This is a genomic window from Enterobacter cloacae complex sp. P40C2 (genome assembly GCF_014930695.1).
GTDB lineage: Bacteria > Pseudomonadota > Gammaproteobacteria > Enterobacterales > Enterobacteriaceae > Enterobacter > Enterobacter pasteurii.
This window is the reverse complement of the sequence record NZ_JADBRP010000002.1, coordinates 284,011-301,565: the sequence shown is the minus strand read 5'-3', so window position 1 is coordinate 301,565 and position 17,555 is coordinate 284,011. Positions and strand designations below refer to the sequence as shown.

Below are 17,555 nucleotides of genomic sequence, written 5' to 3'. Positions count from 1 at the left end.
CCCCTCACGATGCGCCAGAATGCAAATACCCCAGCGAAACGCCTTTACCTTGTGGCGGATTTTGAGGTATTTGGCGAGCGCTACGGTATCGACTACCATTTTCCGCAGCTCAAGGAGACGCAGGCCACCAGCCCGGTGCTCCGCGGCGATGTGGAGGAGATGACGCTCTCCTCAGGGATTTCCCTGACCCATTCCGACGTTCACGTACTGCAGCCCTACGAAACCACCTCCCGCCACAGCAGCCCGCTCTATATGCTGGTGGTGCTGGAGGGATGCGTCACGCTCACGCTCGGGGATGATGAATACGTGGTGCGATCCGGGATGGCGTTCAGCGCCCGCCTCAGCGAAGAGCAGGTGATGGGCGCGCGACACGATGCCGACTGCACCCTGAAGACGCTGTCGTTCGGCGTCTACCCTTCCGATGCCAGACGTGAAGGGCTGCTGGAGTCGCTGCTTCTGGAATGGCAAAACCAGAAGATTCCGGGGTTTGTCTGGCAGGTGCCGGACCACGTGCTTTCCGGCATTGAGCATGCGCAACGGCAGGGGGTAAGTGCGCTCTCCCGGAGGTTGCTTCTGGAAGGGCTGATGTATCAGCTGCTGGGACACGGCCTGAGCCAGCGCCAGCAGCATGGCCTGTGCCGACCAGAGCATGCGCGTCTGGAACGCGTGCGGAGCATGCTGGAACAGTCGCCCGAACTGAATCACACCCTTGCCGAACTGGCCGCCCTAGCGGCAATGAGCCAGAGCAGCCTGCGCAGCAAGTTTCGTCAGCGCTACGGCTGTACGGTATTTGATTACCTGCGCGACTGCCGCCTTTCGCTGGCGCGCCGCTACCTTCTTGAAGGCTACAGCGTGCAGCAGGCGGCGTGGATGTCCGGCTACCAGCATGCCACCAATTTCTCGACCGCGTTTCGTCGCCGCTACGGCGTCTCTCCCGGCGAAGTGCGCCAGCCGCGCTAACCCATTTTTCCTGTTCCTGCGAACGCGATCCGTGCGGTTTGCCATCGCGCATACGAAACCTGGCGGCGCGCATAGCCGTTTGCGGAATGAAAAAGGTAATAATTCTTATTAACAATAAGAAATGCCTTTGGAGAGGATCATGTTTGCTAAGTCGCGTCTGGCACTGCTGGTGGGATGGGTTACCGGTAGCGTCGCTTTTCCTTTGCTGGCACAGGATGCCCAAAAAACCGAAACCGTTGTGGTCACCTCGCAGATGCAGTCTGCCGCCACCAAAATTGAAACGCCGGATATTGAAACCCCGCAGTCGGTCTCTGTCGTCACCCGCGAGCAGTTTGAAGAGCAGGGGGCCACCAGCGTGCGTCAGGCGGTGAGCTATACGCCGGGCGTGTACAGCAACCAGATTGGGGCCTCAAACCGCTTCGACTACATCGTGCTGCGCGGCTTCTCTGACGGCAGCCTGGATAATATCTACCTCGACGGCCTGAAGATGATGGGGGACACCAATTCCCACAGCTCGCTGGTGGTCGATCCGTGGTTCCTGGAAAACGTTGAGGTGGTCCGCGGCCCGGCCTCCGTGCTGTATGGCCGTTCATCCCCCGGCGGGATCGTGGCGCTGACCTCCCGTAAGCCGTCGTTCGATCCGGGCGGGGAGATCAAGCTCTTTGCCGGGAATAACGACCAGCGCGGGGCGATGTTTGACGTCACCGGCCCGCTGGACGATAACGACCGCGTGGCGGCGCGCCTCAGCGGCATGACCCGCTACGCCGATTCCCAGTTCGACCCGCTGAAGGAGGAGCGTTACGCGCTGATGCCGAGCCTGACCTGGCGCATCACCGACAGCACCCGTCTGGATTTGATGGCCTACCTGCACCGGGATCCGGAAGGCGGTAGCCACTCCGGTCTGCCGTATGAAGGCACCGTCGTGCCGCACCATGGCAGGAAGATCGCCAACACCTTCTATGAAGGGGAAGACGATTACGACAAATACGATCGCCGCGAGAATATGGTGGGCTACAGCTTCGAGCATATGTTCGATAGCGGCTGGTCAGTGCGCCAGAAGCTGCGCTACCTGCATACCAAAGTGGAGCTGAATCAGGTGTATGCCGCGGGCTGGCTGAACGACAGCGAACTGAACCGGGGCTACTCCGGCTCTGACGAGAAGATGAACGCCATCACCCTGGATAACCAGGTGGACGGCAGCTTCGACACCGGGGCGGTGAACCACCGGGTGCTGATCGGCATGGATTATCAGGATCGCACCAACAACGTGACGGGCTACTACGGCGGCTTCCCGCCGATCGACGCCTTCCATCCGGCGTACGGCGCGAAGCCCGACTACATCACCCAGTACAGCCGGGAAAAGCACAAGCTGCGCCAGACCGGGTATTACCTTCAGGATCAGATGTCCATTGACCGCTGGCGCCTGACGCTGGGCGGACGGTACGACCAGGTGAGCGTGTCGAATATCGACAACTTCAACCATACCCGCAGCGATCTGGACAAGAACAACTTCAGCAGCCGCGCGGCGCTGCTGTATCTGTTTGATAACGGCGTTGCGCCGTACGTGAGCTACTCTACCGCCTTTACGCCGACCAGCTTTGCCGACGAGCAGGGTAAGATCCTTGACCCGATGAAGGGCAGGCAGTGGGAAGCGGGCGTGAAGTACGAGCCGGAGGGGATGAACAGCCAGTTCAGCGCCTCGGTGTTCCGCATCAACCAGAAGAACATCGCCACCAAAGAGGAGCCGACCGATCCGTATCGTTCCATCGGTGAAATCGAGTCCGAAGGCGTTGAGCTGGAGGCGATTGGTCAGCTGACCGACAGCCTGCGCGTGCAGGCGGCGTATACGTATACCGATATTCGCTATAAGAAGAGCAGCCCGGAAGAGGAGGGCAAGCGCGCCGTCTATGCCCCGCGCAATATGGCCTCCGCCTGGCTGATCTACGGCGTTAAAACCGGTCCGCTGGACGGCCTGACCGTCGGCTCCGGCGTGCGCTACGTAAACGGTATTACCAGCGATCGCCAGAACACCCACACGCTGCCGTCCTATACGCTGGTGGATATGGTGGTGGGCTACGATCTGTCGAAGGTGGGGCTGAAGGGCGTGAGCGCGCAGCTAAACGTCAATAACCTCACGGACAAAAGCTACGTGGCGGCGTGTAACTCGCTTTCGTACTGCTACTTTGGCGCAGAACGCAGCATTGTGGGCAGCGTTTCCTGGACGTTCTGAGGCGTTAGCCCCTTTTCGCCCTCTCCCCGTGGGAGAGGGCCGGGGTGAGGGCATCAGGCCGCGCTACTCCTCCATCGCAATCACAATCGCTTCCCCCATTTTCCTCAACGCCTCGCGATGCTTTTCCGAAGGCGGTAACGCCACGTTGATGCGCAGGCAGTTGCGGTACTTGCCGGAGGCGGAAAACAGCGACCCGGCCGCCGCCTGGATCTTCAGGCGGCACAGCTGCTTGCTCACGCACACCATATCTACCTTCTCCGGCAGCTCGACCCAAAGCAGGAAGCTTCCCTGAGGCCGCGTGACGCATATCTCTGCCGGAAAATATTGCCGCACCCAGCAGGTATAGGTTTCCATATTTTGCTGATAAATCTGGCGCATACGCCGCACGTGGCGATGGTAATGCCCGTCGCGAATAAAGGCCGCCACCGCCATCTGCGTACCCGGCACGTTGAATCCGCCGGCGGCATACTTCATGTGCATCACCCGGTCGTAATAACGGCCCGGAACAATCCAGCCGACGCGCAGCCCCGGCGCCACGGTCTTGGTAAATGAGCTACACAGGATCACGCGGCCGTCGATATCCATGGCGTGAATGGTGCGCGGACGCGGGTACTCTGCGGCCAGCTCGCCGTAGATATCGTCCTCAACAATCACAATATCGTGCCGCTGGGCGAGCGTCAGCACCTGCTTTTTCCGCGCTTCAGGCATGATAAAGCCGAGCGGGTTATTGCAGTTGGGCACCAGGATCGCCGCCTTGATCGGCCACTGCTCCAGCGCCAGCTCCAGGGCTTCGATGCTGATGCCGGTTTCAGGATCGGTAGGAATTTCAATCGCCTTGATGTCGAAGCCGCGCAGCATCTGCATAGTGCCGTGAAACGACGGGGACTCGACCGCCACGATATCTCCCGGCTTGCAGATCGACAGCAGGGCGATAGACAGCGCGCCGTGGCAGCCGTTGGTGATCACAATCTCGTTTGCCGCCACGGTGGAGCCGCCGTCCAGCATCAGGCGGGCGATCTGCTCGCGCAGCTCCAGGCGCCCGTCGAGCACGTCATAGCTCAGCATCTCGCCCGGATTGTGCTGCGCAATGCGGCTCATCTCGCGCCAGAGCGGCTTCAGGCTCGGCTGGTTAACGTCCGGCGAGCCGCCGCCGAAGGAGATCATCTCTTTATCGGCGCGGGCGTCCAGCAGCATCATCACCTCATCCCACTGGGTAACGTCCACGGGGCGCTGCACCGGGCGCGTCATCGCCGGTACGGGTGGCTGAGCCTTCCGTGTTGAAACAAAATAGCCGGAACGCGGCCGGGGCGTGATGAGCTGGAGGTTTTCAAGGATGTGATAGGCCTGCTGTATGGTGCTGATACTTACGCCGTGCTCCTGGCTCAGCGCGCGCACCGACGGCAGACGTTCGCCGCTGCGGTACAGCCCTTGCTCGATGCGTTCCGCCAGAAGATTGGCCAGATGCTGGTAGCGCGTCATGCTGTATCCTTTGTTATTACCATACAGTTTAATAAACCAGTACAGATTGCCGTTACAAACGGCATGCAGATACCGTTTTAGCGGATCTGTATGTTAAACAAAAGGTGTTTTTGAATCTGTATTGCACGGGCTGATTTGCACGATGATAGCCTCACTGGCACAGTGAGGAGAGCATGATGGAATTTAACGAGAACCGCGCAAGGCAACCTTTTATCGCGTTTGTCTGGATCGCGAAAACGCTGCGTAACTGGTACCGGATTAATCGTACCCGCCGCATTTTGAGTAAAATGAGCGACGAGCAGCTCAGGGACGTGGGGCTGTCGCGGCATGATTTCTGACCCGTTAATGCCCGGCAAGCGTAGCGCCACCGGGCAAGGCTCAGCCCAGTAGTGCAAGCGTCTGCCGTTTCGGCCTCTCCAGCAGCTCAACCGCCTCCTGATACGACCGCACGTTGTTATAGCCCATTACCAGCCCGTAGCGTTTTCCCGACCCGCAATACCACTCGGATAGCGCGTTCACCTGTAGCTGGTGTGCCTGCCAGCAGCGCGCCACCTCCCGGTCACGGCTTCCTGTGCTGAGAAACGCCACAATGTGCATCCCACCGTCGTTTTGCTCGGTGAAGAACAGGTCGCCATATACCTCACGCAGGGCGGCAATCATCCAGTCGCGCCGGGTCTGGTAGAGGGCGCGCATCTTCTTAAGATGCCGGAAAAAATGCCCCTCGTTGAGAAACGCGGTGAGGATCTTTTGCGTCAGTACCGGCTGGCCGCTGGTGGTGATTTCCGCGCAGTCGGTAAAAGCGCTAACGGTGCGCGCGGGCATGACCACGTAGCCTATGCGCAGCGACGGCATAATGGTTTTACTGAAGGTGCCCATAAAGATCACCCGGTCATGCCGGTCGAGGCTTTTCAGCGACGGCAGCACCTTGCGGGTGTAGTGAAACTCCCCGTCGTAATCGTCTTCAATAATCCACGCCTCGTTCTGCGAAGCCCAGTCGAGCAGCTGCTGTTTACGCGGCAGGGAGAGCGTTACCGCCAGCGGGCTCTGGTGCGACGGGGTGACGATGGCAAAGCGGGCGTCGCGATGGTGACGGAGCAGGTATTCCGTGTCGATCCCGCTGCGATCGACCGGCACGGTGTGCAGACGCGGCACGATCCGCCTGAGCAGCTGCTGGCCCATAAAATAGCCCGGATCTTCAAATACCACCTTGTCGCTGCGGCTCGCAAGCGCGTCGAGGATCAGGCGCAGGCTGCCGCTGTAGCCGCTGGTGATCAGCACCTGGTCGGCGGTGCAGGAGAGCCCGCGGGAGATATTCAGATAGCGGGCGATCGCCTCGCGCAGCGGGTACCAGCCCGACACCGGCGGGTTGAGCATTTCATCCTGACGCATGGCGCGCGTCGCCTGGCCCGCCAGCAGCAGCCATTTTTTGTACGGGAAGCTGTCGAGCGCGGGAATGCCGGGGCGCAGAAAGCCGGCCCGCTCGCGCTGGCTGATAAGCGATGCCGGGAGCGTGCCGGTGGTCTGCTCCGCCGGAGCGGGTGTAGCCGGAAGCAGGAGATCCGGGTTTACCCGCGTGCCGCGGGCGCCCTGGCTTACCAGGTACCCTTCGCCCGTCAGGATGGCATAGGCCGTTTCGACGGTTTTGCGCGCCACCTTCAGCTCCTCAGCCAGCACGCGGATGGCAGGCACCTTATCGCCGGGCTTCAGCACGCCGCGCGTGATGTTGTCGCGATAGCGGGCATAGATGTCGTGATAGCCTGGCTTCATGTCCTACCTCATTTCACGCTTTTTGTATCTTTTTACTATGTCATGAACGGCGTAGATTTGCCTCATCGCGCGACATAAACCGCACAATACAGAGGAAAGACAATGAGCACCCGCGTAAACCACCATAAAGCCACACCTGCCCTCGCCAACGCCCTCTCCGCCCTGAGCATGGAGGTGGCGAAAACCTCCATCGACCCGGCGCTGAAGCACCTGATCGACATTCGCGTGTCGCAGCTGAACGGCTGTACCTTCTGCCTGGATATGCACTCGAAAGAGGCAAAAATCGCCGGCGAGCGCGAGCTGCGCCTGTACCATCTGGCGGCCTGGCGCGAATCCCCGCTGTTCAGCGCCCGCGAGAAAGCCGCGCTGGCCTTCACCGAAGCGCTGACCCAGATTGGCGTTCACGGCGTGAGCGACGCGTTGTACCGCAGCGTGGCGGAGCACTTCTCGGACGTGGAGATTTCGGAGCTGAACTTCGCCATCGCAGCGATCAACGCCTGGAACCGTCTGGGCATTACGTCGCGCATGGCGCCCGGCTCGCTGGATGCGGCTTACGGGCTGAACAAGGCTAACCTGGAATAATCACAATAACGCGGCGCTTACCGGGCCTGCCGTAGACCGATAAGCGCCGCGCCACCACATTTCGCTCCCTGCCGAAGCATCGCCCATTCTGTTCCCGCATGCTCTTCGTAACCTCACAACGGAGAGACAACCATGATCGCAGTCCTTTTCGAAGCCAAAGCCAACCCCGTCCATCAGGCGCGTTACCTGCAGCTGGCCGCTGAGCTCAAGCCGCTGCTGGCGGGTATCGACGGGTTTATCGATATCGAACGTTTCCAGAGCCTGACCACCGACGGCAAAATCCTCTCGCTCTCCTGGTGGCGGGATGAAGCGGCTGTCCGCAGCTGGAAGCAGAACGTCTTTCATCAGGCCGCGCAGGCCGAAGGGCGGGAGTCGATTTTTGCGTACTACCGTATTCGGGTGGCGCAGGTCACGCGGGAGTACGCCTCCGAAACCGGAGGGCACGCGGATGTATGACGTTCATGTCGTGTTTAACGCTGCTCCCGGCGAGCTGGCGCGCTTTGGGCAACTTCTGGGGCGCAACGGCGTGGGGCTGGAAGGCGGCGGCGTATTCGGCACCGATGCTCATTTTCTGGTGGAGGATGGTGAAAAAGCCCGCCGCGTGCTGGCTGAGGGTGGGTTTTCCGTGCTGGCCGTACGTAAACCGGTAATCAGAAAACTCAAGCAGGAGCGACCCGGCGAGCTGGGCGAGCTGGCTGCCGCGCTGGCCGCACGGGGCGTGTCTGTCCTTACCCAGTACAGCGACCATGCGAATCACCTTATTCTGCTGACGGATGATGATAAGCTGGCCGCAGAGATCACCGAACCCTGGGCAACGAATGTTAAAGACGAGCTTACCTCCTGACGGCAGCGCGGCGCTGGAGCGGGCCATTGCCGCGGTGGCGGCAGCCATGGCCGATCCGTCGCGCGTGAAGATGCTCTGCGCGCTGATGGACGGACGGGCCTGGACCGCCACGGAGCTGAGCGCTGCCGCCGACGTGGCGCCGTCGACCGCCAGCGGGCACCTCGCCCGGCTGGTGGAAGGGAGGCTGATTACCTGCCTGTCGCAGGGGCGGCATCGCTATTATCGTCTGGCGGGGCACGACGTGGCGGCGCTGGTCGAGCAGATGATGGGGCTCTCCTGGAGCCGCATTACGCCGCCGGAAACCTCCGCGCCAAAAGCCCTGCGTGAAGCCAGGACCTGCTACGACCATCTTGCCGGAACGGTGGCGGTGCAGATCTATGAGTTCATGCAGGCGGAAGGCTGGCTTGAGGCGGACGGCTCCGCGCTGACGCTGTATGGCCGGGAGCAGTTCCTGAAGCTCGGCGTTCCGTTAAGCGCGCATCCGCGCCGGAAAGCCTGCTGCGCCTGCCTGGACTGGAGCGAGCGGCGGTTTCATCTGGGCGGAGAGGCGGGGGCGGCGCTGCTCATGCATCTGGAAAGCAAAGGGTGGATCCAGCGGGTGGCGGGCTACAGGGAGGTGGTGGTTACGGGCGCAGGGAAGGCGGCCGTCAGGAAGTACTTTAGCCGCTAAACGCCATTGCAGCCCGATCCCCTCACCCACAGGAGAGGCAGCCAGCCTTTCGCAATTCCTGCGCTTTAGATTCTCGTTTCTTGATACTTACCCTGATAACTATTATCGTGTTGGGGTAATACGAGAGGAACTCCCCATGAGTGAAGACGATCTGTTTAGCCGCAGGCCGATGGGCATGCGGATGGCGATGATCGTGCGTCAGTGGCGCGCGGTGATCGACGACGCCATTCTCGACACCGGGTTAACCCAGTCGAGCTGGACGGTGATGATGCAGCTTCATCAGCTTGGGGATAACGTCTCGGTCAGCGAGCTGGCGGAGGTGCAGGGTATTGAACTGCCCCCGCTGATGCGCACGCTGACGCAGCTGGAAAAGCAGGGCTACCTGCTGCGCACCGTCTCGCCATACGACAGGCGCATCCGGCTGCTGACGCTGACGCCCGAAGGAAAGGCCATTCTTCAACGGCTCACTCGGGTGATCGAGACGCTTCAGGCGCGCGTATCGCAAAACATCGCGCCGGAACATATCGATATCTTCAGCGCCACGTTAAATCAAATCGCCTGCAATTTGCGGACAATCCGCGAAGAAGAAAACAAGACCGAAAAATAATGACTCCTGAACAAAAGTTTGCCCGCTGGGTAAGGGTGAGTATTGCCTCTTTCCTGCTGATGTTTGTCTACTTTATCGTCGCGGATATCTGGATCCCGCTGACGCCGGACTCCACCGTGATGCGCGTGGTGACGCCAGTGTCGGCGCGCGTCTCCGGCTATGTGGCGGCGGTCCATGTCCATAACAACAGCCAGGTGAAGAGAGGCGATCTGCTGTTTGAGCTCGACGACACGCCGTTTCGCAACCGGGTCGACGCGGCGCGCATCGCGCTGGAGCAGGCCCGCCTGTCTAACGCGCAGCTGGACGCGCAGATTGCCGCCGCGCAGGCCAGCCTGAAAACCGCCGTGCTGACGGCGCGTAACGATAAGGTGACCTTCGACCGCTACCGGAAGCTGAGCACGATGCAGAACGTTTCGCAGGCGGATCTGGACAAAGTCCGCACCGCCTGGCAGAGCAGCGAGCAGTCCGTCAGCGCGATTCAGGCCAACATCCATAACCTGCGCATTCAGCGCGGGGAGCGGGATGAGCACCGCAACGTGACGCTGCAAAAATACCGTAACGCGCTGGAGGAGGCGGAGCTGAATCTGGGCTGGACGAAGGTCTACGCCGGGGCGGACGGTACGGTCAGTAACCTGCAGTTAAGCCCCGGCTTTTACGCCTCGTCCGGTTCGGCCGCGCTGGCGCTGGTGAACACGCAGACGGATATCGTGGCCGATTTCCGCGAGAAAAGCCTGCGCCATACCCACCAGGGCACCGATGCCGCCGTGGTGTTTGACGCCTTCCCGGGGCAGGTGTTCCGCGCCCACGTCACCAGCAGCGACGCGGGGATCCTCGCCGGACAGGAGGCCGTTAACGGCCAGCTGTCACAGCCGGAAACCTCCAACCGCTGGGTGCGTGACGCTCAGCGTATGCGCATTCACGTGGCGCTGGACGAGGCCATACCGAAGCCGCTGCCGACCGGCGCGCGCGCTACCGTACAGCTCTACAACAGCGAAGGGCCGTTTGCGCGCTTCTTCTCCGGGATGCAAATTCATCTGGTGAGCCTGCTTCACTATGTCTATTAGCACTCTGGCGCGGGTCTTTACCCCGCACGGCAACATCGTCTATACGGCAAACGACTTTCGCCAGACCCTGCGCATCGTCTTTGCCGGGATGATTGCGCTCAGCGTTTCGAGCTTCTACAACACCAGCTACGGCGTGTTTTTTGTGGTTTATCCGATCATGCTGCTGTCGCTGGTGCCGGTGTTTAATCGCCACGTGGCGAAGCAGTTTGTGTTCAGCGCTTCGCTAAACTGCGTGGAGATGGTGCTTATCATCGGCTATCTGTCGCAGTGGCCGGTCATCATGACGCTGGTGGTATTTGCCCTGTACGTGATGCGGTTTCGCTTTATGAGCAAGGGGCCGCTGTTCCTGTTCGGTTCGATGGGGGTGGTGTGCCAGAGCGTGATGCTCAACTTTATGAGCTATCCCACGACCAGCTGGCACACGCTTTTATTCTCCAACATTGAAGCGAGCGTGATGGCGGTGTGCCTGAGCGCGCTGATGAATTACCTGCTGCCGGACGTGGAGCCGCGCAAGCCGCCGCCGCTGATCGAGAAAAACGACGCCCGCGTGCGCCACGAGTCGCTGCTCTCCGGCACCGTGGCGACGCTGATTTTCGTGGTGTTTCAGATTAGCGATTTAAGCGATTCCCTGTCGGCGCTGATGGCGGGCATTCTGATTCTGTTCCCGATGCACTATCGCGGCTCGGTTATCAGCTCCATCTGGCGCGTGGTTGGGGTGGTGCTGGGGTGTCTTTATATCCTTGTCGTCCAGCTTATTCTGTACGATCACAGCAGCCACATGCTGCTGATGATGCCGCTGATTGGCCTTGGGCTGGCCTTTGGCGCGCGTCTGCACGTAATGGAGAAGGTTGGCGCCGGTGTGGGCTTCGCCAGTATTACCACCATCGGCATTATGTTCGGGCAGAACATGCACCCGGACAGCGACCTGGTGTTCAGCGATCTGTACCGCATCACCTCCGTCACCTTCGCGCTGGTGGTCACGCTGACGATGGTCTTTCTGGTGCACCTGATCCTCAACCGCTTCGAGGCGACGCGCTACGTTATCGCGCCGCCAAAAGCGGATTAATGCCCCAGTACGGCGGGCAGTTGCGAGAGCAGAAACAGGATCAGACCGATCGTTCCGCCCACCAGGGTGCCGTTAACGCGAATGAACTGAAGATCTTTACCGATGTTGAGCTCAATCTGACGCGACATGTCTTTGGCGTCCCAGCTTTTCACCGTGTCGCTGATATGTCGCGTCAGGAACGCGGCGAAATCCGGCGCCACGCGGTGCGCGGCCTGCTCCAGATGTTCGTTCAGGGACGCGCGCAGGCTGGCGTCGTTGGTCAGCGTTTCGCCAAACCATAGCCCGGCGCTGGCGATGCGCTGCTTCACGCGGGAGTCGTCGCTCTGCATGTCATTTTTCAGCCACTGGCGCAGGTCGGCCCACATCTCCCCCAGATAGCGGTTAAAGGCCTCGTCATTTTTCAGGTAGTGCTTAATGTTTTCGGCTTTTGCCGTCATCTCCGGATCGTTTTTCAGATTGTCGATGAGCCTGATGGTGGCGCGGTCGAACGCCTGACGGATCTGGTGTGTGCGATCGTGGCTGATGTCGTCCAGCAGGGTATTTACCGCGTTTGACACCATCTCGGCGCTCTGGTCGCCCAGCCACTCGGTGGGCAGCACCATCGCCTTGCGCGGATGCTCGGTCTTAAGCCAGTGGACGATCTGGTCGGAAATAAATTCCCGCGTGCTTTCCCGCTGGATCAGGGTAATCAGCCGGTTAATGATGGCGTCCAGCAGCACCTGATGGCGGTTGTTTTTGGTCATGCTCTCCAGCATGACGGCGCTGGTTTCGGTGAGATCGACCTTGTCGATAGCCTTATGCACCGCGCGCTTGAGCAGGCGCTGAATGCGCCCGTCGTCGGTCAGTTCCAGAAAACCGCTCATCACCTGCACCAGATGCTGCCCCACGCGCCGGGCGTTATCGGGCTGGCTGAACCAGGTGCCAATCATCTGCGCGGGCTCATAGCGGCGGATGAGGGCAACAAGGGACTGCGTGTCGAGAAACTTCTCCTGCACGAACTGGCCGAGGTTATCGCCGATACGGTCCTTATTGCGCGGAATAATCGCCGTATGGCGCGAGATAAACGGAATGGGCACCCGGCGAAACAGCGCGACAACCGCGAACCAGTCCGCCAGCGCGCCGACCATCGCCGCCTCGGCAATGGCCTTCACGCCGCGCACCCAGAAGGTTTGCGGCAGGAAGAGGGTGGTGATAAACGCCGCGACGGCAATCAGCAGCAGCGACAGCGCCAGCAGCTTGGCGCGTTTGAGTTCAGCTATTTTTTCCATGGGTTAAGGATAGAGGTAAGTGAACCAAAAGTGCAAAGCTGGCGTTAAGGGAGGAAGATGTCTTCTTTGAGTAAACAGGTCGCTATTATATTAAAAATATATGCATTGAAATTATTTATTATTAATTTTTCTATGTTTTTTGTGCTCCTCTATTCCTGGGCATAAGATTTTGTGACCGTTGAGGTAATTTTAACTCTCTTGTTAGTCATAAGATAAAGAACTATTCGTGAAAGGGGGGGGTATTAATGACATGGGAATATAAAGTATCAACAGGGGTATTAAGTCACAATGGCGAGTTTGTTGCTAACTGCTATAGCGGTGCTGGCGAATCGAAAGATAAACCAGAATGCGAACGACAACGAAACAGAGGCCCTATACCAAGAGGTATTTATTTTATTGCCGGGTGGAATAATCACAAAAGCGCAGAGGCAATTATCCTTGAACCTATAGCGGGGACCAATACTTTTGGTAGGAATCATTTTCAAATCCATGGCGATAAGAAAGGCCAGCCACCGGGGTCAGCATCTGCAGGCTGCATCATTATGAACGGTCAGGATAAACGACATATGATTTATGATTCGGGTGACACAATACTGGTGGTGAGGTGATGAAATATCTCATTGTATTTATCTTTTTCCCCATGTATTTATTTGCTAAGGTCCATGGACCTGAACAGATTTTGCAAATGATAAATGATAAAGGTGCCAGTTCAGTTGTAATGGAACTGGATTCAAATGATAGCGGTGAGTCGGAATGGTGGAATCTTGTCATCCCGGAGATAAGTAAAGGTTCCCGTGCATGGTTAGCCGTAGCGAGTGCACTTGAACCTGGTGTGGATGCCAGTACGGCTGAAGATCTAAAGGCGGCGCTTTCAGAAGCTATTCCACATAATCCAGCGGGTGTGTTGGCAATCTTAAAAGACGATAAACCGTTGCTCTCTATTGACCAAATCTGTGCTTTCGCTAATTTCCCGGAGACGGAAGCAGAGAGCAATAAGCTTTTTGTCGATTCAATAAGAGAGATGTTTAAGGTTAAAACCACAGAGGGTAAAAGATGTCTCGCCGTTATGATCGAAACCATTGAACACTCTGTTCCATTCGATAAGGATATTTAAATGGCCATTCCAGGATATATGTCATTAACTGACGAAGTGGGTAATATCATAAAAGGCAGCGTGAGAGTTAAAGATCGTGAAAATCAGATTGAGGTTTTAGGCCTCTATCATAACGTAAGCTATAACTCTGATCTGCATAATGGCAGAGCGTTAAGCAAGCGGCAGCATCGTCCATTTCTAATCGAGAAGGAAATTGATGCCTCTAGCGTTCACCTGTACAAAGCATTGAGCACGGGTGGCACGCTCAGGAAAGCGGCTATCGACCTGTATAGAATCAATGATGCCGGGCAAGAAGAAACCTATTTTACGATAATGCTGGAAGCGGTGAAGGTCGTTACGGTATTTTCAGTGATGCATGACGTGAAAGATACTTACCATGAAAAACAAGGGCATCTTGAGCTCGTTTCGCTTCGTTATGAAAAGATTACCTGGCATTACCGTGACGGTAACGTTATTCATTCGGACGACTGGGATTACCGGTTAGGGGCTTGATTAACTGGCTACGGGAGAGGGACGGTTTCCCGTAGCCGGGGGGAAATTTCTGCTGTATTTCAATCTTTTAACCGTGTAATTTGTTTTTTATTGAAAACATTAATATTTAAGTTTTTAAAGATTTTCCCTTCACCCCATTGTTTTATTCTTGGACGTACTTTACCGATGACTATAATCTCGTCTTTAGCTTCGAGGTTTTCAAAAAAGGTCGTATCGTTACAGGTTAAACCAGGAGCGAAGAACTCTTTGCTTTTATCTTCATGCTCCAATGTACATAACTCTCCTTTGAGGGAGCAGAAACTGCCTCTTTCCATATTAATGTGTTTCTGTGCTTGTTTAACAGTTATAAGAATTGCGACAGGATGCGTAATTTTATCAGTTTTTTTTAAAAAGATGGGATAACGGTCTTCATCATAGAAAAAATCATTCCAGCTAATTTTTTTACCGTTGCAACATTTTTTGCTCTTCATCGGCGAACATTTTCTTACGATGAGACTCAAATTTATCACTAATAAATTTCAGGAACACGAGGCTCAGTACCACGTGCCTGTACTCGGAGGATTCAACGCTACCGCGAAGCTGGTTCGCGGTATCCCATAAAGTGTCTTCAAAGCCTTTCTTTGCTTTGGCTTTTTGGCCATAATGAACTCAATCAGGAAAAATTTGGCGTCTATTGTAGCGATTAAGACGCTAAATTTCGCCTTTTAATCCCTCTTCCAGTTCATCAAAAAGCTGCATGTCCACGTCCAGCAGTTCGATCGCATTGCTGCGACGTATGCCGACATTATTCTCTATCAGCAGTTCAAGGAGACGGTCACCATCAATCAGGGTAATAGGAGCCGCTCCGGGATGCAGAGCCGCTTTTTCACAGTTCCCGGCAAAACGGCCCGTGGTGATGAGCGTGCCCCGGATCGCGCTGTGTTAAGGCAATGCCCCACGTAACTGGTCGATAACAGGACGGGTTATGTTGCTCTGCATACGCTTAACCTGCACTACTTCCGTAATGGTAGTAATGCCCACCTGTACTCTGCCGACGACGTCGACACCCTTATCGCCCGATGCTTTGGTCACTTCCACCTGTTCATAACCCATTGCCTCCAGAAGTTGACCAATCAAATGCTCAAACTTGTAGGGATTCATGGTGCTGATTTGTTCGCGAAGCTGCTCTTTTTGCTGCTGGTTGTAGCGCTTAACAGCTTCCAGAAGTTCTTTTCGCGGATCGGCTTTGCGGGCTGGTAAGGCATTCGCCAGCCATGCCCGGCCTCTATCGGTGATGTAGTAACTCATCCCTTCCCGGGCGACCATATCGCGATCGATCAGGTTACAGAGTCTCGAGTAGAGGGTGCTTTTGACAGAACTGGTTGAAGCGAACTTTGAATGCTGATGTAAAAAAGCCTGCCATTCCGGGAGTAAGTCAGCACGACGGGACATTTCACGTCCAGCAAGCAGTTCAAGAAGTTGCAGTAACCCTTCTTTATCGTCCAGCGCGCGTAGTGTGGTGTCATCATCATTCAGGAATTGATGCCCGCGCTGGGTGGGTTCCCATGTATCTTTCGGCGTCGTTTCCATCAGTTCGAAGACAGAAGAGTTTAGAAACAAATAACTACCGTAACTATGACGGGGATTGAGGATGTGGTTATCCTGGTTCCAGATTTTCAGCGCGATCTCGGCATCTTCGCCTTTCAGGCGTTCGTTGATCCACATATCGGGTTCGGACCAGTCGACCGGCTTTTGCGGCGTGCCGGTTTGTTCATGTATTGCATTGATCATGTTACGTACGGAATTTACTGAATAGCCGGAGACGGCTTTCATCATTGCCTGAACCTGCGCATAGGTTGGAAAAAGTGGCGTGATGACTTTGTAATTTTTCACGTTGTTCCCTTAACGATTGCTGTGACTTTAGCTTGCCACGTCAGGGAAGAAATACTAATAGCTAAGTCACTTATTTTGTAAGGCAATGAAGTCGTTGATTTCTATATAGGCAAAACACTATTTGATAGCAGCCGCCACAGCACCCACCCGCCAAACGCCATCAGCACTACCCCTGCCGTGCGCTCAATCAGCCACAGCGAGCGGCTGAGCTTCTGCTGCACCGCGGGTAGCCCCATCAGCGACACCAGCGCCAGATCCCATGCCAGCACCACCATCACCATCCAGACGCCGCAGGTCGCCTGCTGAAGCAGCGTGACGTTCGGCCCCAGCAGCGCCGTCATCAGCGCCAGATAGAACAGGGCGTTCTTTGGATTTAACAGCGCCGAGCCGAGCCCCAGCAGGATCTGCTTGCGCAGCGAGGGAAAGCGCTGGTGGGTTTCATTCAGCACCAGCGCTTGCGGGCGGCTGCGTACCAGGTGCGAGCCGATCCACAGCAGGTACAGCGCGCCGGAAAGTTCGATAAGCATAAACAGCCACGTAAACTGGCGCAGCGCGCTCCAGCCGATAATCACCAGCAGGATATACAGCCCGTTGCCCGCGGCGATGCCGAAGCACAGTCCAGCGCTGCCGCGCAGCCGGTAGCGCGCCGCGTAGCCCACCAGCAGGAAAAAATCGGGACCCGGGCTTAGCAGGGCAACAAAATGCGCCAGCGCCAGGGCGAAAAAAGCGGAAGGGAAGAACGTTTCCATAGTGACCTCGTTGCATTAACTGAGGCCACCTTACGATGTTACTTATCCTGATTATTGTCTGATATTGATCGGCCCGTGGCGTACTGGCGCGGCGTGGCGGCGGTATAGCTGACGAAGGTCTTGTGGAAATGGCTCTGGTCGGCAAAGCCGCTCTGATAGCCAACGTCGGCGATATTGTCCCCGGCGCGCAGCCGCGCTTTGGCGTACTCCACGCGGGAAATGTTGAGAAAGCTGCCCGGCGTCAGGCCGGTGTCCTGCCTGAAGGTGCGGATCAGCGTCTCCTTGCGGAGCGAGAAGCGTTGGGCAAGGTCATCAAGCGAGGGCGGTGCGGCAAGGTCGGAAAGCAGAGCCTGCTGAACGTGCTGGCTGGTTGAACGTAGCTCACCCGTGCGGCTGGCGCAGCGCGGAAGGGCAGAAATCAGCGCGTTCAGGGAGTTAGCCGACATGTTCTCAACAACGTTCAGGTAAAGCGCAAATAGCGTGCGGTCGCGAATGACCTGTTCTGCCAGCGGAAAGTCCATGTCGATATAGAGCATATGGTAGCTGCGCGGTTGCCCGGCGACGGGATTGCAGCTGTGCGGCGCATAGGCCGGGATCGCAATGAGGTCCCCGGGATGAAGGATGTACTCTCTGTCATGACACACGCAGCAGGTCTGGCCTTCCACTATCGCACCAATCGAGAGCTGGGGATGACAATGACGTTTATACGCCACGGTGCTCTGCCACGTGCTGCGCAGCTCAAGGCCCGGGGTGCGGTTAAAGTTCTGGCGGACGTGTCGGGTATGGGTCAT

19 protein-coding genes and 2 pseudogenes are annotated in these 17,555 nt (G+C 57.2%); 13 read left to right on the top strand and 8 right to left on the bottom strand.

Features of this window, described 5'->3' with window-relative positions:
• Positions 1–9 precede the first annotated feature (9 nt).
• Both IM304_RS06690 and foxA read left to right on the top strand, forming a co-directional pair.
• Positions 10–960 (top strand): helix-turn-helix transcriptional regulator, encoded by a 951-nt coding sequence (locus tag IM304_RS06690; protein WP_193354810.1) that lies wholly within the window; start codon positions 10–12, stop codon positions 958–960.
• Positions 961–1,081: 121 nt separating this feature from the next.
• Entirely contained in the window at positions 1,082–3,190 is a 2,109-nt protein-coding gene (gene foxA, locus IM304_RS06685) for a ferrioxamine B receptor FoxA (RefSeq protein ID WP_193354809.1), read from the top strand.
• A gap of 63 nt (positions 3,191–3,253) precedes the next feature.
• On the opposite strand, the gene IM304_RS06680 is transcribed toward foxA, so the two are convergent.
• On the bottom strand, positions 3,254–4,669 hold the full coding sequence (locus IM304_RS06680) for a PLP-dependent aminotransferase family protein (protein WP_193354808.1): 1,416 nt from the start codon (positions 4,667–4,669) through the stop codon (positions 3,254–3,256).
• 176 nt (positions 4,670–4,845) lie between these two features.
• Here IM304_RS06680 and IM304_RS06675 point away from each other — a divergent pair, with 176 nt between their 5' ends.
• On the top strand, positions 4,846–5,007 hold the full coding sequence (locus IM304_RS06675; RefSeq protein WP_148422134.1) for a DUF1127 domain-containing protein: 162 nt from the start codon (positions 4,846–4,848) through the stop codon (positions 5,005–5,007).
• Between the two features lie 40 nt (positions 5,008–5,047).
• On the opposite strand, the gene IM304_RS06670 is transcribed toward IM304_RS06675, so the two are convergent.
• The gene (locus IM304_RS06670; RefSeq protein ID WP_193354807.1) at positions 5,048–6,436 is read right to left on the bottom strand and encodes a PLP-dependent aminotransferase family protein; all 1,389 of its coding nucleotides are present in this window, start codon (positions 6,434–6,436) and stop codon (positions 5,048–5,050) included.
• A 102-nt stretch (positions 6,437–6,538) separates the two neighbouring features.
• Here IM304_RS06670 and IM304_RS06665 point away from each other — a divergent pair, with 102 nt between their 5' ends.
• The 7 genes from IM304_RS06665 (at position 6,539) to IM304_RS06635 (ending at position 11,269) form a co-directional block, all read left to right on the top strand.
• Positions 6,539–7,018 carry a carboxymuconolactone decarboxylase family protein gene (locus IM304_RS06665; protein ID WP_176608798.1) on the top strand — a complete coding sequence of 160 codons (480 nt, stop codon included), beginning with the start codon at positions 6,539–6,541 and terminating at the stop codon, positions 7,016–7,018.
• Positions 7,019–7,150: 132 nt separating this feature from the next.
• On the top strand, positions 7,151–7,474 hold the full coding sequence (locus IM304_RS06660) for an antibiotic biosynthesis monooxygenase (RefSeq protein WP_148422074.1): 324 nt from the start codon (positions 7,151–7,153) through the stop codon (positions 7,472–7,474).
• Entirely contained in the window at positions 7,467–7,862 is a 396-nt protein-coding gene (locus tag IM304_RS06655) for an amino acid-binding protein (protein WP_193354806.1), read from the top strand. The genes IM304_RS06660 and IM304_RS06655 overlap by 8 nt, the downstream gene beginning before the upstream one ends.
• Positions 7,837–8,532, top strand: coding sequence for a helix-turn-helix transcriptional regulator (locus IM304_RS06650; protein WP_193354805.1), 696 nt, complete (start codon positions 7,837–7,839; stop codon positions 8,530–8,532). Before IM304_RS06655 ends, IM304_RS06650 begins: the two co-directional genes overlap by 26 nt.
• Before the next feature lie 136 nt (positions 8,533–8,668).
• Complete coding sequence (locus IM304_RS06645) at positions 8,669–9,139, top strand: MarR family winged helix-turn-helix transcriptional regulator (RefSeq protein WP_193354804.1); 471 nt, start codon at positions 8,669–8,671, stop codon at positions 9,137–9,139.
• A complete protein-coding gene (locus IM304_RS06640; RefSeq protein ID WP_148422066.1) occupies positions 9,136–10,203 on the top strand; it encodes an HlyD family secretion protein in 1,068 nt (355 codons plus the stop codon). The genes IM304_RS06645 and IM304_RS06640 overlap by 4 nt, the downstream gene beginning before the upstream one ends.
• Positions 10,193–11,269 carry a DUF2955 domain-containing protein gene (locus tag IM304_RS06635; RefSeq protein ID WP_148422064.1) on the top strand — a complete coding sequence of 359 codons (1,077 nt, stop codon included), beginning with the start codon at positions 10,193–10,195 and terminating at the stop codon, positions 11,267–11,269. The genes IM304_RS06640 and IM304_RS06635 overlap by 11 nt, the downstream gene beginning before the upstream one ends.
• Here the strand turns inward: IM304_RS06635 and IM304_RS06630 are convergent.
• The gene (locus IM304_RS06630; protein WP_148422062.1) at positions 11,266–12,537 is read right to left on the bottom strand and encodes a DUF445 domain-containing protein; all 1,272 of its coding nucleotides are present in this window, start codon (positions 12,535–12,537) and stop codon (positions 11,266–11,268) included. The two genes, IM304_RS06635 and IM304_RS06630, sit on opposite strands and share 4 nt — an antisense overlap.
• A 245-nt stretch (positions 12,538–12,782) precedes the next feature.
• Between IM304_RS06630 and IM304_RS06625 the strand changes: the two genes are divergently transcribed.
• The 3 genes from IM304_RS06625 to tssD are packed head-to-tail and all read left to right on the top strand — an operon-like array spanning position 12,783 to position 14,143.
• The gene (locus IM304_RS06625) at positions 12,783–13,145 is read left to right on the top strand and encodes a tlde1 domain-containing protein (protein WP_193354803.1); all 363 of its coding nucleotides are present in this window, start codon (positions 12,783–12,785) and stop codon (positions 13,143–13,145) included.
• Positions 13,145–13,651, top strand: coding sequence for a hypothetical protein (locus IM304_RS06620; protein ID WP_193354802.1), 507 nt, complete (start codon positions 13,145–13,147; stop codon positions 13,649–13,651). The genes IM304_RS06625 and IM304_RS06620 overlap by 1 nt, the downstream gene beginning before the upstream one ends.
• Complete coding sequence (gene tssD, locus IM304_RS06615; protein ID WP_193354801.1) at positions 13,652–14,143, top strand: type VI secretion system tube protein TssD; 492 nt, start codon at positions 13,652–13,654, stop codon at positions 14,141–14,143.
• Positions 14,144–14,202: 59 nt separating this feature from the next.
• On the opposite strand, the gene IM304_RS06610 is transcribed toward tssD, so the two are convergent.
• From IM304_RS06610 to IM304_RS06590, 5 genes and pseudogenes are all read right to left on the bottom strand, one after another.
• On the bottom strand, positions 14,203–14,613 hold the full coding sequence (locus IM304_RS06610) for a hypothetical protein (protein ID WP_193354800.1): 411 nt from the start codon (positions 14,611–14,613) through the stop codon (positions 14,203–14,205).
• Positions 14,603–14,779 (bottom strand): annotated as a pseudogene (locus IM304_RS06605) (type I restriction-modification system subunit M N-terminal domain-containing protein); the annotation flags it as partial. The pseudogene IM304_RS06605 and the gene IM304_RS06610, both read right to left, overlap by 11 nt.
• A gap of 54 nt (positions 14,780–14,833) precedes the next feature.
• Positions 14,834–16,015 (bottom strand): annotated as a pseudogene (locus IM304_RS06600) (restriction endonuclease).
• A 101-nt stretch (positions 16,016–16,116) separates the two neighbouring features.
• Complete coding sequence (locus IM304_RS06595) at positions 16,117–16,764, bottom strand: LysE family translocator (protein ID WP_193354799.1); 648 nt, start codon at positions 16,762–16,764, stop codon at positions 16,117–16,119.
• Positions 16,765–16,802: 38 nt separating this feature from the next.
• A complete protein-coding gene (locus tag IM304_RS06590; protein ID WP_193354798.1) occupies positions 16,803–17,555 on the bottom strand; it encodes an AraC family transcriptional regulator in 753 nt (250 codons plus the stop codon).

Excerpts from the sequence above, each read along its gene's own strand:
- IM304_RS06625 (WP_193354803.1), top strand. The coding sequence starts at position 12,783 with ATGACATGGGAATATAAAGTATCAACAGGGGTATTAAGTCACAATGGC.
- IM304_RS06680 (WP_193354808.1), bottom strand. The coding sequence starts at position 4,669 with ATGACGCGCTACCAGCATCTGGCCAATCTTCTGGCGGAACGCATCGAG.
- IM304_RS06660 (WP_148422074.1), top strand. The coding sequence starts at position 7,151 with ATGATCGCAGTCCTTTTCGAAGCCAAAGCCAACCCCGTCCATCAGGCG.
- IM304_RS06635 (WP_148422064.1), top strand. The coding sequence starts at position 10,193 with ATGTCTATTAGCACTCTGGCGCGGGTCTTTACCCCGCACGGCAACATC.
- IM304_RS06690 (WP_193354810.1), top strand. The coding sequence starts at position 10 with ATGCGCCAGAATGCAAATACCCCAGCGAAACGCCTTTACCTTGTGGCG.
- tssD (WP_193354801.1), top strand. The coding sequence starts at position 13,652 with ATGGCCATTCCAGGATATATGTCATTAACTGACGAAGTGGGTAATATC.
- IM304_RS06650 (WP_193354805.1), top strand. The coding sequence starts at position 7,837 with ATGTTAAAGACGAGCTTACCTCCTGACGGCAGCGCGGCGCTGGAGCGG.
- IM304_RS06620 (WP_193354802.1), top strand. The coding sequence starts at position 13,145 with ATGAAATATCTCATTGTATTTATCTTTTTCCCCATGTATTTATTTGCT.
- IM304_RS06670 (WP_193354807.1), bottom strand. The coding sequence starts at position 6,436 with ATGAAGCCAGGCTATCACGACATCTATGCCCGCTATCGCGACAACATC.
- IM304_RS06645 (WP_193354804.1), top strand. The coding sequence starts at position 8,669 with ATGAGTGAAGACGATCTGTTTAGCCGCAGGCCGATGGGCATGCGGATG.
- IM304_RS06610 (WP_193354800.1), bottom strand. The coding sequence starts at position 14,613 with ATGAAGAGCAAAAAATGTTGCAACGGTAAAAAAATTAGCTGGAATGAT.
- IM304_RS06665 (WP_176608798.1), top strand. The coding sequence starts at position 6,539 with ATGAGCACCCGCGTAAACCACCATAAAGCCACACCTGCCCTCGCCAAC.
- IM304_RS06590 (WP_193354798.1), bottom strand. The coding sequence starts at position 17,555 with ATGACCCATACCCGACACGTCCGCCAGAACTTTAACCGCACCCCGGGC.
- IM304_RS06655 (WP_193354806.1), top strand. The coding sequence starts at position 7,467 with ATGTATGACGTTCATGTCGTGTTTAACGCTGCTCCCGGCGAGCTGGCG.
- IM304_RS06630 (WP_148422062.1), bottom strand. The coding sequence starts at position 12,537 with ATGGAAAAAATAGCTGAACTCAAACGCGCCAAGCTGCTGGCGCTGTCG.
- IM304_RS06675 (WP_148422134.1), top strand. The coding sequence starts at position 4,846 with ATGGAATTTAACGAGAACCGCGCAAGGCAACCTTTTATCGCGTTTGTC.
- foxA (WP_193354809.1), top strand. The coding sequence starts at position 1,082 with ATGCCTTTGGAGAGGATCATGTTTGCTAAGTCGCGTCTGGCACTGCTG.
- IM304_RS06595 (WP_193354799.1), bottom strand. The coding sequence starts at position 16,764 with ATGGAAACGTTCTTCCCTTCCGCTTTTTTCGCCCTGGCGCTGGCGCAT.